Source organism: Pseudonocardia sp. KRD291, from assembly GCF_019263595.1.
GTDB lineage: Bacteria > Actinomycetota > Actinomycetes > Mycobacteriales > Pseudonocardiaceae > Pseudonocardia.
The window spans coordinates 1-12,725 of the sequence record NZ_JADQDD010000185.1; the positions used below are offsets into that span (position 1 = coordinate 1).

Below are 12,725 nucleotides of genomic sequence, written 5' to 3' on the forward strand. Positions count from 1 at the left end.
CTTCTCCCGCACCGACGAGGCCGACGACCGGGAGTTCTACCTCCCGCCCCGGATCGTCCACCACATCGACGACGGCGCGATCGCCGCCGCCGGCTCGTTCTACGCCGGGATCGGCACGACCGGCCGCGTCCTGGACCTGATGTCGTCCTGGGTCTCGCACCTGACCACGCGCCCGGAGCACCTGACCGTCCTCGGCATGAACGACGAGGAGCTGGCGCGGAACCCGATGGCACACGAGCGCGTCCGCCACGACCTCAACGCCGACCCGGTGCTCCCGCTGCCCGACGACGCGTTCGACACCTGCATCTGCACGGTCTCGGTGGACTACCTGACGCGCCCGGTCGAGGTGTTCGCCGAGGTCGCGCGCGTGCTGGCGCCGGGCGGGACGTTCGCGTGCACGTTCTCCGACCGCTGCTTCCCGACGAAGGCGATCCGCGGCTGGCTGCAGACCGACGACGAGACCCACATGCGCATCGTCGGCGAGTACTTCCGGCGCAGCGGCGGGTTCGACGACCCGCAGGCCGGACAGTGCGGCACCCCTGCGGGCGCGAACCCGCTCTTCGCCGTCTGGGCGCGCACCCCGGCGTGACGCGGCGGGGAACAGTCAGCATTGACCGCTGATGCCGTGTGACGCAGGATCGGGAGCCCCGAGGTCGATGACGTCCGTCCGGCCGCGCACGACACCCACACCACGGCGGTGAACCCCGATGACGACGTCGGAGCAGACCCACTCGACGTTCACCCTGACCGGGCGCGACGGCACCGTCGTCACCGCGTACGGCTGGGTGCCCGACGGCCCGGTGCGCGCGATCGTGCAGCTCACCCACGGCATGGGCGAGCACCTGCTGCGCTACGCCCCGCTGGCGGCCGCCCTGACCGGCCGCGGGTTCGCCGTCGTCGGGCAGGACCACCGCGGGCACGGCGCCACCGCCGGTTCCCCGCAGCGGCACGGGATCCTGGGCGAGACCGGCTGGGCCGGGCTGGTCGACGACATCGACGTCGTGCGCGAGCACGCCCGCGGAGAGCACCCGGGCGTCCCGCTGGTGCTGCTCGGGCACAGCATGGGCTCGTTCGCGGTGCAGCAGTACCTGGCCGCGCACTCGGACCGGATCGACGCCGCCGTGCTCTCCGGGACCGGGCTGCTGGACCTGCTCGAACCGGCACTGGACCTGTCCGGGCCGATGGACCTCTCGGCGTTCAACGCGCCGTTCGAGAACCGCACCGGCTACGAGTGGCTCTCCCGCGACGCCGCGCAGGTCGATCTCTACGTCGCCGACCCGGACTGCGGGTTCGGGCTGGACCAGCCGGGCACCGCCGCGATGTTCGCCGCCGCGAGGCCGCTGGCCGAGCCGGAGACGCTCGCCGCGATCCGCGACGACCTGCCGCTCTACATCACCGTCGGCGACGCGGACCCGGTGAACGCCGGGCTGGCGCTGGTGCACCCGATGATCGAGCGCTACCGCGCGGCCGGGCTGACCGACGTCACGCTCGCCGTGTGGCCGGGCGCCCGGCACGAGGTGTTCAACGAGACCAACCGCGACGAGATCGTCGCGGACCTGCTGACCTGGCTCGACCGGGTCGTCCCCCACGGAAGGGCCTGACGCGTGCACGTCGACACCACCGGGAGCTTCACCGCCGATCCACTGGAGACCGAACGGGTCGCCGTGGAGGCGGAGAAGCAGGGCTACGACGGGGTGTCGGTGCCCGAGACCGCCCACGACGCGTTCATCGCGCTCGGTCTCGCCGCCCGCGCCACCAGCAGCATCCGGCTGCAGTCCGGGATCGCGGTCGCGTTCGCCCGCAACCCGATGACGCTGGCCTACCAGGCCAACGACGTCACCCTGCTCTCCGAGGGCCGCTTCGACCTGGGCATCGGCTCGCAGGTCAAGCCGCACATCGAGCGCCGGTTCAACATGCCGTGGAGCCGGCCCGCGGCGCGGATGGAGGACTTCGTCCGCGCGGTGCGCGCGATCTGGTCGGCCTGGGAGACCGGTGAGCGGCTGCGCTACGAGGGCGAGTTCTACTCGCACACGCTGATGACCGAGTTCTTCTCCCCCGGCCCGAACCCGCACGGCAACCCGCCGATCATGCTGGCCGCCGTCGGCGAGCGGATGACCGAGGTGGCCGGCCGGGTCAGCGACGGCCTGCTCGCGCACTCGCTGACCACCCCGTCGTACATGGACGAGGTGACGGTCCCGGCCCTGACCCGCGGCCGCGACGGTGGGAATCTGGACGGCTTCCAGGTCTGCCTGCCGGTCTTCGCGGTCCTCGGTGCCGACGAGAAGGCCCGCGCCGCCGCCGAGCAGGGCGTGCGACGTCAGATCGCGTTCTACTCCTCCACGCCGCCGTACCGCCCGGTGCTCGAGCACCACGGCTGGGGCGAGCTCGCCGACCGGCTCAACGGGTTGTCCCGGCAGCAGGCCTGGGACGAGATGGCAGGCCTGATCGACGACGACGTGCTGGACGCGTTCGCCGTCGCCGGGACACCGGACGAGGTGGCGGCCGGGATGCTGTCCCGCTACGGCCACGTGGTCGACCGGATCTCGCTCTACACCCCCTACGAGGCCGACCCACAGCTCGTCCTGGACACCACGACCCGGCTCCGCGCGGCGTAGGGCACGAGATGCTGACGCCGGAGGACCGGGCCGCCATCCACGGGCTGCTCGCCGACTACGGGCACGTCGTCGACGACCACGACTGGGACCGCGCGCACGAGGTGTTCGCCGAGGACTTCGTGTTCGACCGCGGCGCCACCGGGCGCCCGGACCTGCACGGGATCGCCGACATCGTGGCGAACTTCAAGGGCCGCAACATGTACGCCCACGTCACGACGAACACGACGCTCGTCGAGAACCCGGACGGCACGGTCACCGGGCACAGCAAGTTCCTCGGCTTCCCGAACGAGGGGCAGCCGGTCACCGGCGACTACCACGACGAGATCGTCCGGACCCCCGACGGCTGGCGGCTGCGCCGTCGTCGGGCGGAGATCCGGGCGCGCAAGTTCTTCGACTGAGAGGAGCCTGCGGAACGAACATCGACACACAGGGGTGGGTATGGACGTGCACGACGACCCGTACAAGGACATCCGGGAGGGCGTGCGCGACGTCTGCCGGCAGTTCGGCTCGGAATACTGGCAGTCCCACGACCGCGAGCACGAGTTCCCGTGGGAGTTCTACCGCGCGATGGCCGACGGCGGCTGGATCGGCATCGCCATCCCGGAACAGTACGGCGGCGGGGGGACCGGGATCAGTGAGGCGGCCGTCCTGATGGAGGAGGTCGCCGCGTCCGGCGCGGCGATGAACGGCGCCAGCTCGATCCACCTGTCGGTGTTCGGGATGAACCCGGTCGCCAGGTACGGCAGCGACGAGATGCGGCGGAAGTACCTGCCCCGCGTCGCCGACGGGAGCCTGCACGTCGCGTTCGGGGTGACCGAGCCCGACGCCGGCCTGGACACCACGTCGATCTCGACCTCGGCCCGTCGCGACGGCGACCGCTACCTGGTGCGCGGACGCAAGGTGTGGACGTCGAAGGCGCAGTTCTGCGAGAAGGTCCTGCTGCTGGTGCGGACGACGCCGATCGAGGAGTGCGCCAAGCGCACGGACGGGCTGACGCTGCTGCTCGCCGACCTGCAGCGGCCCGAGGTCACGATCACGCCGATCGAGAAGCTGGGCCGCAACGCCGTCGTGTCCTGCGAGGTGGTCTACGACGACCTGCCCGTCGACGTCGCCGACCGCGTCGGCGAGGAGGGCAAGGGCTTCAAGTACATCCTGGACGGGCTGAACCCGGAGCGGATCCTGATCGCCGCCGAGGCGCTCGGTGTCGGACGGGCCGCGCTGGACGCTGCGGTGAAGTACGCGAACGAGCGGGTCGTGTTCGGCCGCCCGATCGGCAAGAACCAGGGCATCGCGTTCCCGCTGGCCGAGGCGCACATGCGGCTGCACGCCGCGAGCCTGGTCGTGCGGGAGGCCGCCGAGCGCTACGACGCCGGGCTGCCCTGCGGGGAGCACGCGAACACGGCCAAGTTCCTGGCCGCGGACGCCGGGCACTTCGCCGCCGACCGGGCCATGCAGACCCTGGGCGGGTTCGGCTACGCGACCGAGTACGACGTCAGCCGGTACTTCACCGAGTCCCGGCTGATGAAGCTGGCGCCGCTGCCGCAGGAGATGGTGCTCAACTACGTCGCCGAGCACGTGCTCGGACTCCCGCGGTCCTACTGACCCACGGGGCGGGCTCCGAACGCCGCTACGGCCGGTGACCGCGCAGGGTCACCGGCCGTAGGCGAGAGTTCGTCGGGGAAGCCTCAGCTCAGGCCGAGCTTCTCCGAGCAGGCGGGCCAGGCGCCCCAACCCTGCTCGTCCAGGACCTTCTCGGCGACCTGGATCTGCTCGGACCGGCTCGCGTTGGTCGGGCTGCCCTCGCCACCGAACGCCTTCCAGGTCGACGGCGTGAACTGCAGGCCGCCGGAGAAGCCGTTCCCGGTGTTGATGCTCCAGTCACCGCCGCTCTCGCACTCGGCGAGCTTGTCCCAGGTGCTGGACGGTGCGGCGTTCGCGGTGCCGGCCAGCGCCAGCGGCGCACCGGCGGCGACCAGTCCGGCGGCGGCGATACCGACCACGCGACGGGTGGTCACGGACACACGACTGCTGCTGCTCATTACCCTCAACCTTTTTGATCAGGCCCACGTCGGACCGGGCGCACGCACCGCACGACGCCTTTGGGGGAGCGACGTCCGGGGGTGGTCAGTTCGGGCGCCGACGCCCGTACCCGTCCCCGTCCCGCCTTGTGCGGATCGACTCGCCGGGAACCGCGGGACGGGGGCTGTCCATGACGCGACGGTTCCGGCACTTCGGTGCGACCCGATCCAGGCGGATCGGGCCAAGCACGAAGGTAGGCGGCAACCCCGTGGAGGGGTCAAGCGAACGGCTCGTGACGTATCACACGACGATAACGGGTTATGTCGTTATCGCAGCTCAGCGCAGCTTTTTCGGTATCACGGACACGTCCCTCAACCGCACGGAACTTCCGAATCGGACCTATTGCACCGCAGTAACCGGACCGTGACGGGTGAACAGGAACTGTTTCCGTTCCGGAATTACTGACCCGGCGTGGTCACGCCTTCGCCCCGAGTGCCCGGAGCACGAGCTCGGTGAGCGCGTCCAGGTACTCCGCGTCGACCTCGGCCCGGCGGACGCTGTGACGCCAGTAGATCGGCGCACCGAGGAGGTCCAGCGCGAGCTCCCGATCGATGTCGGCCGGGAGCTCGCCACGCTCGACGGCGCGCTGCAGCACGGCCGCGCCGCGCTCCCGGCGGGGCTCGCCGACCGCCTCGGCAACGGCCGCGGCGAGATCCGGTCGGCGTCCCTGTTCGGCGACCAGGTCGGGCAGGATCCGCGAGAACCGGGGATGGGTGAGCCACTCCTCGAGACCGGCGAGCACCGCCCGGATGTCACCGCGCAGCGATCCGGTGTCGGTCGTCACGACCCGCGGGACGCTGAACCCGGAGAGCACCGCGACCACCATCTCGTCCCGCGAGGACCAGCGCCTGTACAGCGCGCTCTTGCCGACCCCGGCCCGCCGGGCGACGGCCTCCATCGACAGTCGGCCGATCCCGCCCTCGGCGAGCTCGTCGAGCACCGCCTCGGTGATCGCGTCGGTGACGTCGGCGTGCAGCACGGCCGCACCGGCGGGCGCGCGTCTGGTCGGTTCCGTCACGCGATCCAGGGTAGCCGACGTCGGAACGGAACCGTATCGTCGCACTTACGTCGATACGGGGCCGTCTCGTCCCGACGTTAGAGGAGAGACCGTGACACGGACACCGACCGAGCTCGTCGAGCACGCCCTGGAGCTGTTGCTCGCCCACGACATGACCGCGTTCGCCGGCCTGTGGGCCGTCGACGGCGTGATGGAGTTCCCGTTCGCCGCACCCGGCTCGCCCCAGCGGCTCGACGGCCGGGCCGCCGTGCAGGACTACCTGCACGACTACACCGACCACGTCGACCTGCGGGAGGTCGTCGACCGCACGCTGCACCGGACGACCGACCCCGACGTGGTGATCGTCGAGTTCGAGGTGGACGGCGTGGCGCTCGCGACCGGGAACGCCTACCGGTTGCGCTACGTCGCGGTGGTCACCGTGCGCGGCGGCGAGATCGCGCACTACCGCGACTACTGGAGCCCGCTCGCCGTCGCCGAGGCGATCGGCCGGACCGGCCTTCCGGCCGGGGCCGAGGCGTGAGCGCGCCGGTCCTGGTCCTCGGCGGCACCGGCACCACCGGGAGCCGGGTGACCGCGTTCCTGCGGGCGCGCGACGCGACGGCGCGGGTCGCCACCCGCAGCCCGTCGGCGCCCGGACAGGTGCGCTTCGACTGGACCGACCCGACCACACACACCACCGCGCTGGACGGCGCCGGCGCCGTCTACCTGGTCGCGCCGATCGGGGTGGCCGAGCCGGCCCCGCTGGTCGCACCGTTCCTGGACGCCGCGCGGACCGCCGGGGTCCGCCGGGTCGTGCTGCTGTGCTCGTCCGCGGTCCCGGACTCCGACCACGGGATGGGGGCGCTGCCGGCGCTGGTCCGCGACCGGATCGACGAGGCGACGGTGCTGCGGCCGTCCTGGTTCATGCAGAACCTGCTCGGCGACCACCCGGTGGCCGCGGGGATCCGGGAGCAGGGCGAGATCGTCACCGCAACCGGCGACGGGCGGGTCGGGTTCGTCGACGCCGGCGACATCGCCGCGGTCGCCGGGCACGCGTTGCTCGACACGAGCCCGCACCCACCGGAGCACCTGATCACCGGTCCGGAAGCGCTGAGCTACGCCGACGCGGCGGCCGTCCTCGCCGACGTGTCCGGGTCCCCGGTGCGGCACCGGCCGGTGACCGAGGACGAGCTGGTGGCGCGGTTCACCGCGGCCGGCTACCCGGGTGACTTCTCGGCGATCCTGGCCGCGCTGGACGTCGCGATCGCGGGCGGGGCCGAGGACCGGGTCACCGACACGGTGCGACGGGTCACCGGACGCGCACCACGCACGTTGCGCGAGGTGGCGACGAACGCCATGGCCGGCGCGGAGAGCGGGCAGGTGACGGCGGGGTAGGCCGGTGGCGGGGCGTCAGCGGGCCGGCGTCTGCGCGCGGCGGAGCGTGAACACCGCGACCCGCACGGCCAGGGCGTCGAGCAGCAGCGCGCCGAACGCCCACGGGTCCAGCCAACCGTCGTAGCTCTGCCCGCCCGCGACCGCGACCAGGCCGGGGACCAGGAACGTGGCCACCCCGACCCCGCCGACCACCGCGGCCCCGAGCAGCACCGCGGGCTCGTCGCGCAGCAGCAGGGCACCGGCCACGGCGAGGGCCGCGACGGCCACCACGGCGTCGATCACGGCCAGGGCGGGCGAACCGGCCCAGAGGCGGGCGGCCAGGACGGCGTGCACGACCGCCGTCGCGACGAGCAGCGCCGTGACGATCCGGCGGCCGGTGGTGGGCTGGGCGCGGTTCACGCCGTCGAGTCTGCCCCGACGCGACGGCGCCCCGCCCGGCCGGGACCAGGATCAGCCGCCGCCGCCGCCACTGCTGGCGGCCGCGGCCTCCTGCTCCCACATCGTCAGGACCACGGCGACCACGAACACCCGGACCGGCAGGGTCAGGCCCGGGAGCTCGGCGGTGGCACCGCCCTTCCACATGCTGGCCCGCTTGATCAGCCCGACCTGCTCGCCGTCGCGCATCAGAGCCTGCTCCGAGCGGAGCAGCGACGTCCGGCGGAAGCGGTACAGCTCGGCGCCGGACTCGACGGTCCAGTTCCGGCGGCCGACCTTCTCGGCGGCCGCGACCTTGGCCTCGTTCTCGTCGGCCATGCCGTACTTGCCGCCCCACATGTTGCGGCGGATCGTGAACTCGCGTCCGTCCAGCACGAACGTGCCCCCGCTGGCCCACCAGCTGGTCCGGAACGACGTCACGCCGCGCCCGTCCTCGGTGATCCGGTACGTCCTCGAGAACACGCCGTCCTTCTCCGCCCGCAGCATGCGGCACATCACACCACCGGGGCCGCGCGAACGACCACCCGCATCAGACGCCGAGGGCCATCTGCCCGGCGCGGTCGCGGGACTCCAGGTCCAGCAGCGCCCGCTTGGCCGCCACGCCGCCCGCGTAGCCGACCAGCCTGCCGTCCGCGCCGACGACGCGGTGGCACGGGACGACCACCAGCACCGGGTTGCGGGCCATCGCCGCGCCGACCCGTCGCGGACCGTCCGCGATCAGGCCCAGGCGCGCGGCCAGCGCGCCGTAGGTGGTCGTCGCGCCGTAGCCGACCTCACCGGCGAGGGTGTCCAGGATCGTGCGGTGCTCACCCCGGACCCGGCCCAGGTCCACCGGGACGGTGAACCGGCGCAGGTGTCCGGCCGCGTAGTCGTCGAGCTCGCGGCGGGCGAGGTCGAGCACGGCGGCGGCCCACGGGTCCGCCCCCGCGGTGCTCCGGGCGGTGCTCGGCCCGGTGCCCGGGCCGGTGTCGAACCGGATGGCGGTCAGCCCGGCGGACGACGCGGTCAGCGCCAGCGTGCCGAACCCGGTCTCGTGCAGGATCTGCGCGGTGCTCATGGGAGTCCGAACCCCGCCGCACCCGGGACGGTTGCGCCTCAGCGCACCCGCAGGACCAGCATCCGGCAGTCCACGGACTGGCCGGACCGGTACGGCTCGAGCTCGGCGGAGACCATCTCGACGAGCTCGCCCGCGGCGAGCCGGTCGACCTCGGCCCGGAAGCCGTCGGTCTCCCAGATGTCGTCGAGCACGGTGGCCACGACGTAGCCGCCGGACCGCACGACGCGGACGAACTCGGCCAGCACCGACGACCCGACGTGCCCGTGGGTCAGCGTGCCCACGCACACGACGACGTCGTAGGCGCCGTCGGCGGCGGCCAGCGGCCGGGTCAGGTCGGCGGTGCCGAGGTCCCGGTAGGCGCCGGTCGCGCGGGCGCGCTCGAGCATCCCGGGCGAGAGGTCGACGCCGTCGATCGTGGTGGCGCCGCGGCGGGCGAGCTCGACACCGGCCAGGCCCGTGCCGCAGCCGGCGTCGAGGATCGTCGCACCGGTTCCGGCGACCCGGACGACGGTGTCCGCGGCGTTCCCCGGAGCGACGTAGCCCTGGGTCTCGCCGGTGATGTCGGCGTCGAACGTGGCCGCCCACTCGTCGTAGAGCTCGCGCGCCTCCTCGGTGCCGGTCAGGGCGTACGCGCGGTCGAGGAACGGGTTTCCACCGGTGCTCGTGGCCATGCCCCCGATCATGACGGGTCGTGCGCCCCTCCGGTACCGGCGGTCGCCGCGGAATACGCCGACCGCGCTCAGCGATTCCACAGCGACGACCTGGTTGCATCACCGTCGGGGTCGACGAACACGGGGGTCACCGGTGCAGGTCCATCGCAGTGTCATCGACGGGGTCGTCCAGTTCGTCCCGGTCCCGCACGTCGACGAGCACGGCTTCCGCACCGTCACGTTCGACTCGGCGGTCGCGGCCGCGCACGGCCTGGACGCGGGCCGGTTCATCCAGGACTCGCAGTCCCGCTCCGTGCAGGGCGTCATCCGCGGCATGCACGGCCGCACCGGAGCAGGCGAGTCCAAGCTCGTCCGCTGCGCGCACGGCGCGATGCACGACATCGTCGTCGACGCCCGCCCCGGTTCGCCCACGTTCGGGCGGGTCGCGACGTTCCTGCTCGACGACGTCGAGCGCCGCCACCTCTATATCCCGGCCGGCTGCCTGCACGGGTTCCAGGCGCTGAGCCCGACGGTGGACACCTGCTACCGGATCGACACCCCGCACGACCCCACCGAGGACGTCTCGGTCCGGTTCGACGACCCCGACCTGGCGATCCGCTGGCCGCTGCCGGTCGGCACGATGAGCACCAAGGACCGGGCCGCCGGCACCTGGGCCGAGCTCTGCGCCCGGCTGGGCGTCAGCGCGCCCGCCGAGCCGATCGCGCGCTGAGCCGGTCGCGCCGTCGGAGGGCGGGCGGGTCGGCCGCCAGCACGGACAGCGCACACAGCGCGCCCCAGGCGGCGGCGACCATGGTCGCCTTCTCCCGGCTGTCCTGGTCCGGCAGCCCGGTGCCGAGGACCACGAGGTCGGCGATGTCCGCCCCGACCCGCACCCCGATCGCGGTCTTGAGCGGCCAACCGGCCGGCGCGAGCGCCATCGCGACCCCGGACGCGAGGTCGCGCCCGCCGATCGCGCGGGTGAGGACCTTCTGCGAGTCGCTCGGGCTCTCGGACTCGCCGACGAGCCCGGTCGGGCGGCAGAACAGCTCGGGCTTTCCGATGATCGCGACGCTGTACGCGGCCGTGGCGACACCGAGGAGACGCGGGAACCAAGTCATGGACCAGGACTACCCCATCCGGCACCCGGTACGCGCGGTGTCGCCGCCACCGCCGGGGTCTACAGCTCGTCGAGGAAGCCGACGGCGGCCAGCGCCGAGGCGTGCCGCCACGCCACCAGCACCCGGTCGAACGCGTCCGCGCCGGCCAGCTCGGCCTCCAGCGCGGTGACGATCGGACCGAGCACCGCGCGCTGACGCTCGACCAGCGGCCCCGGGTCGCTGCCCTGCCGGTGGTGGATGGCGAGCTTGAGCAACAGCTCCGAGCGCATGTCGCGGACGTGCGGGACGGGCGCCTCGAGCCAGGACCGCACCTGCTCCCGGCCCTGCACCGTGGCGGTGTAGAGCGTGCGCGGCGGGCCACCGGCGGCCTCGACGGCCTCCGCGGTGATCAGCCCGGACTCCTCCAGCCGCCCGATCGCCCGGTAGACGATCGGGCGCGGGATCTGCCAGACCCGCCCGATCTCGCCCTCGGCCGCGGTCAGCGCGGCGACGGCGAACCCGTGCACCGGGCGCTCGGTGGTCACCGCCAGCACGGTCCACTCGGGCAGTCCGGGACGCATCCGGCCAGCGTAGGTGCTCTTCCTCGTGCCCCATCCGGACGGTGAGCCGTGCGGCCGCGTCGCGTGGAAGACTGGGCGCGGACGAGCCGACCCTGACGACTCACCGTGGAGGTATTCGTGATCCTCATCGTGCTCAAGGCCCAGATCCGTCCGGACAGGCGCGACGTGTGGCTGTCCGGGATCGCCGAGTACAAGAAGAACGTGAACTCCGAGCCGGGCAACATCTCCTTCGACTACCACGAGAACGTCGAGAAGGAGAACGAGTTCGTGATCGTCGAGGTGTTCCGCGACAGCAAGGCCGGCGACGAGCACGTCAAGACCGACCACGCGCAGAAGTTCTTCGACTTCATGGGCTCGGTCGTGCCGGAGAAGCCGCTCATCAACTTCCAGAGCGAGGACGGCAAGGACGCGTGGGTGGAGATGGGCGAGGTCACCCCGCACTAGACCCCGGCAGGACTCTTGTGCCGGACCACACCGGTCCGTAATTTGAGTTTCTGTGAGCAACTCAGAGCGGTCGACACCGCGCCCGAGCGCGGTGCTGGCGATCGTCTCGTCCGCGGCGTTCCTGTCCAGCCTGGACCTGTTCATCGTCAACATCGCGTTCCCGGACATCCGCGCGGACTTCCCCGGAGCCGACCTCGGCGCGCTCTCCTGGGTGCTCAACGGCTACACGGTCGTGTTCGCCGCGTTCCTGGCGCTGGCCGGGCGGGTCGCCGACCGGTTCGGGCACCGGCGGGTGTTCCTGGTCGGGCTGGCCGTGTTCACCCTCGCCTCGGCCGCCTGCGCCGCCGCACCGTCGGTGGGCACGCTGGTCGCCGCCCGGGCGGTGCAGGCGGTCGGCGCGGCGATGGTGGTGCCGACGTCACTGTCGCTGCTGCTGGCCGCCTACCCGGCCGAGCACCGCGGCCGCGCGGTCGGCATGTGGGCCTCGATCGGCGCGGTCGCCGCCGCCCTCGGACCGCCGATCGGCGGGCTGCTCGTCGCCGCGTCCTGGCGGTGGGTCTTCCTGGTCAACCTGCCGGTCGCCGCCGCGGCGCTGATCGCAGGCGCGTTGCTGCTGCGCGAGTCCGACCGGGCGCGGACCGGGATGCCCGACGTCGCCGGGGCGGTCGGGCTCGTGGCCGGCGTCGGCGCGCTGGCCTGGGCCCTGGTCCGCGCCCCGGACGCCGGCTGGGGCGACCCGCTGACCGTCGGCGCGCTCGTCGTCGCGGTGGCCGGGCTGGCCTGGGTGGTGCGTCGCTCGCGGCGCCATCCGGTCCCCGCCCTGGACCTCGAGGTGCTACGGGTACCGGCGATCGCACTGTCCGGGTCGGCGATGCTCGTGTTCACCGCCGGGTTCGCCGCGATGCTGTTCGTCAACGTGCTGTTCCTGACCGGGACCTGGGGCTGGTCCGAGCAGCGGGCCGGGCTGGCGCTGGCGGCGGGACCGCTGGTGGTCGTCGTGGTCGCGCGCGGCAGCGGATGGCTGGTCGGGCGGTTCGGCATCGGCGCCGTCGCGACGGCGGGCGGGCTCGCGTTCGCGCTCGGCCCGCTGTGGTGGGCGCTGCGGCTGGGCCCGTCGCCGGACTACCTGCTCGGGATGCTGCCCGGCCAGCTGCTCACCGGGCTCGGCGTGGGGCTGATCCTGCCCGCCCTGTCCGGCGCGGTCGGGGCCGTGCTGCCGGCGCGGCAGTGGGGCTCGGGCTCGTCGTTGATCAACACGGCCCGTCAGGTCGGGGCCGTGCTCGGCATCGCTCTGCTCGTCCTCGTCCTCGGTCCCGACGGCGGGACCGGCACCGACCTGCCCGCGATGCGCGACGGCTGGCTCGCGCTGGTCGCC

General features: G+C 73.0%; 18 protein-coding genes. 10 read left to right on the plus strand and 8 right to left on the minus strand.

What is annotated here, in order from left to right:
* From I4I78_RS22075 to I4I78_RS22095, 5 genes are all read left to right on the plus strand, one after another.
* A partial coding sequence (locus I4I78_RS22075; protein ID WP_218613372.1) for a class I SAM-dependent methyltransferase occupies positions 1–589 on the plus strand: 589 nt, incomplete at its 5' end.
* Positions 590–707: 118 nt separating this feature from the next.
* On the plus strand, positions 708–1,601 hold the full coding sequence (locus I4I78_RS22080) for an alpha/beta fold hydrolase (RefSeq protein ID WP_218613373.1): 894 nt from the start codon (positions 708–710) through the stop codon (positions 1,599–1,601).
* 3 nt (positions 1,602–1,604) lie between these two features.
* Positions 1,605–2,615, plus strand: coding sequence for a TIGR03617 family F420-dependent LLM class oxidoreductase (locus I4I78_RS22085; protein WP_218613374.1), 1,011 nt, complete (start codon positions 1,605–1,607; stop codon positions 2,613–2,615).
* Between the two features lie 8 nt (positions 2,616–2,623).
* Entirely contained in the window at positions 2,624–3,013 is a 390-nt protein-coding gene (locus tag I4I78_RS22090; RefSeq protein ID WP_218613375.1) for a nuclear transport factor 2 family protein, read from the plus strand.
* Between the two features lie 40 nt (positions 3,014–3,053).
* On the plus strand, positions 3,054–4,217 hold the full coding sequence (locus I4I78_RS22095; RefSeq protein WP_218613376.1) for an acyl-CoA dehydrogenase family protein: 1,164 nt from the start codon (positions 3,054–3,056) through the stop codon (positions 4,215–4,217).
* Between the two features lie 83 nt (positions 4,218–4,300).
* Here the strand turns inward: I4I78_RS22095 and I4I78_RS32960 are convergent, their stop codons facing one another.
* Together I4I78_RS32960 and I4I78_RS22105 are read right to left on the minus strand one after the other, a co-directional pair.
* Positions 4,301–4,654: a transglycosylase family protein gene (locus I4I78_RS32960; RefSeq protein WP_218613377.1), complete on the minus strand. Its 354-nt coding sequence runs from the start codon at positions 4,652–4,654 to the stop codon at positions 4,301–4,303.
* A 455-nt stretch (positions 4,655–5,109) separates the two neighbouring features.
* Entirely contained in the window at positions 5,110–5,712 is a 603-nt protein-coding gene (locus I4I78_RS22105; RefSeq protein WP_308252288.1) for a TetR/AcrR family transcriptional regulator, read from the minus strand.
* 91 nt (positions 5,713–5,803) lie between these two features.
* On the opposite strand from I4I78_RS22105, the gene I4I78_RS22110 reads away from it, so the two are divergent.
* Positions 5,804–6,232 carry a nuclear transport factor 2 family protein gene (locus tag I4I78_RS22110; RefSeq protein WP_308252289.1) on the plus strand — a complete coding sequence of 143 codons (429 nt, stop codon included), beginning with the start codon at positions 5,804–5,806 and terminating at the stop codon, positions 6,230–6,232.
* A complete protein-coding gene (locus I4I78_RS22115; RefSeq protein ID WP_218613378.1) occupies positions 6,229–7,086 on the plus strand; it encodes an NAD(P)H-binding protein in 858 nt (285 codons plus the stop codon). Before I4I78_RS22110 ends, I4I78_RS22115 begins: the two co-directional genes overlap by 4 nt.
* A gap of 15 nt (positions 7,087–7,101) precedes the next feature.
* Here the strand turns inward: I4I78_RS22115 and I4I78_RS22120 are convergent, their stop codons facing one another.
* Genes I4I78_RS22120 through I4I78_RS22135 form a run of 4 tightly spaced genes read right to left on the minus strand, consistent with a single transcriptional unit; the run spans position 7,102 to position 9,249 of the window.
* Positions 7,102–7,485 carry a hypothetical protein gene (locus I4I78_RS22120; RefSeq protein ID WP_218613379.1) on the minus strand — a complete coding sequence of 128 codons (384 nt, stop codon included), beginning with the start codon at positions 7,483–7,485 and terminating at the stop codon, positions 7,102–7,104.
* A gap of 51 nt (positions 7,486–7,536) precedes the next feature.
* Positions 7,537–8,007 (minus strand): hypothetical protein, encoded by a 471-nt coding sequence (locus tag I4I78_RS22125; protein ID WP_218613380.1) that lies wholly within the window; start codon positions 8,005–8,007, stop codon positions 7,537–7,539.
* A gap of 43 nt (positions 8,008–8,050) precedes the next feature.
* A complete protein-coding gene (locus tag I4I78_RS22130; protein ID WP_218613381.1) occupies positions 8,051–8,578 on the minus strand; it encodes a methylated-DNA--[protein]-cysteine S-methyltransferase in 528 nt (175 codons plus the stop codon).
* Between the two features lie 38 nt (positions 8,579–8,616).
* Entirely contained in the window at positions 8,617–9,249 is a 633-nt protein-coding gene (locus tag I4I78_RS22135; RefSeq protein ID WP_218613382.1) for a class I SAM-dependent methyltransferase, read from the minus strand.
* Between the two features lie 133 nt (positions 9,250–9,382).
* Between I4I78_RS22135 and I4I78_RS22140 the strand changes: the two genes are divergently transcribed.
* Positions 9,383–9,958, plus strand: coding sequence for a dTDP-4-dehydrorhamnose 3,5-epimerase (locus I4I78_RS22140; protein ID WP_308252290.1), 576 nt, complete (start codon positions 9,383–9,385; stop codon positions 9,956–9,958).
* On the opposite strand, the gene I4I78_RS22145 is transcribed toward I4I78_RS22140, so the two are convergent.
* Positions 9,927–10,346 (minus strand): hypothetical protein, encoded by a 420-nt coding sequence (locus I4I78_RS22145; RefSeq protein WP_218613384.1) that lies wholly within the window; start codon positions 10,344–10,346, stop codon positions 9,927–9,929. The genes I4I78_RS22140 and I4I78_RS22145 overlap by 32 nt on opposite strands.
* A gap of 59 nt (positions 10,347–10,405) precedes the next feature.
* On the minus strand, positions 10,406–10,906 hold the full coding sequence (locus I4I78_RS22150) for a PadR family transcriptional regulator (RefSeq protein WP_218613385.1): 501 nt from the start codon (positions 10,904–10,906) through the stop codon (positions 10,406–10,408).
* 117 nt (positions 10,907–11,023) lie between these two features.
* Between I4I78_RS22150 and I4I78_RS22155 the strand changes: the two genes are divergently transcribed.
* Entirely contained in the window at positions 11,024–11,350 is a 327-nt protein-coding gene (locus I4I78_RS22155) for a putative quinol monooxygenase (protein ID WP_218613386.1), read from the plus strand.
* A 52-nt stretch (positions 11,351–11,402) separates the two neighbouring features.
* The coding region (locus tag I4I78_RS22160) for an MFS transporter (RefSeq protein ID WP_218613387.1) at positions 11,403–12,725 on the plus strand (1,323 nt) is incomplete at its 3' end.

What these genes read in the sequence shown, in the direction of transcription:
- I4I78_RS22135 (WP_218613382.1), bottom strand. Translation starts at nt 9,249, where the DNA reads ATGGCCACGAGCACCGGTGGAAACCCGTTCCTCGACCGCGCGTACGCC.
- I4I78_RS22130 (WP_218613381.1), bottom strand. Translation starts at nt 8,578, where the DNA reads ATGAGCACCGCGCAGATCCTGCACGAGACCGGGTTCGGCACGCTGGCG.
- I4I78_RS22125 (WP_218613380.1), bottom strand. Translation starts at nt 8,007, where the DNA reads ATGCTGCGGGCGGAGAAGGACGGCGTGTTCTCGAGGACGTACCGGATC.
- I4I78_RS22145 (WP_218613384.1), bottom strand. Translation starts at nt 10,346, where the DNA reads ATGACTTGGTTCCCGCGTCTCCTCGGTGTCGCCACGGCCGCGTACAGC.
- I4I78_RS22095 (WP_218613376.1), top strand. Translation starts at nt 3,054, where the DNA reads ATGGACGTGCACGACGACCCGTACAAGGACATCCGGGAGGGCGTGCGC.
- I4I78_RS32960 (WP_218613377.1), bottom strand. Translation starts at nt 4,654, where the DNA reads ATGAGCAGCAGCAGTCGTGTGTCCGTGACCACCCGTCGCGTGGTCGGT.
- I4I78_RS22080 (WP_218613373.1), top strand. Translation starts at nt 708, where the DNA reads ATGACGACGTCGGAGCAGACCCACTCGACGTTCACCCTGACCGGGCGC.
- I4I78_RS22090 (WP_218613375.1), top strand. Translation starts at nt 2,624, where the DNA reads ATGCTGACGCCGGAGGACCGGGCCGCCATCCACGGGCTGCTCGCCGAC.
- I4I78_RS22150 (WP_218613385.1), bottom strand. Translation starts at nt 10,906, where the DNA reads ATGCGTCCCGGACTGCCCGAGTGGACCGTGCTGGCGGTGACCACCGAG.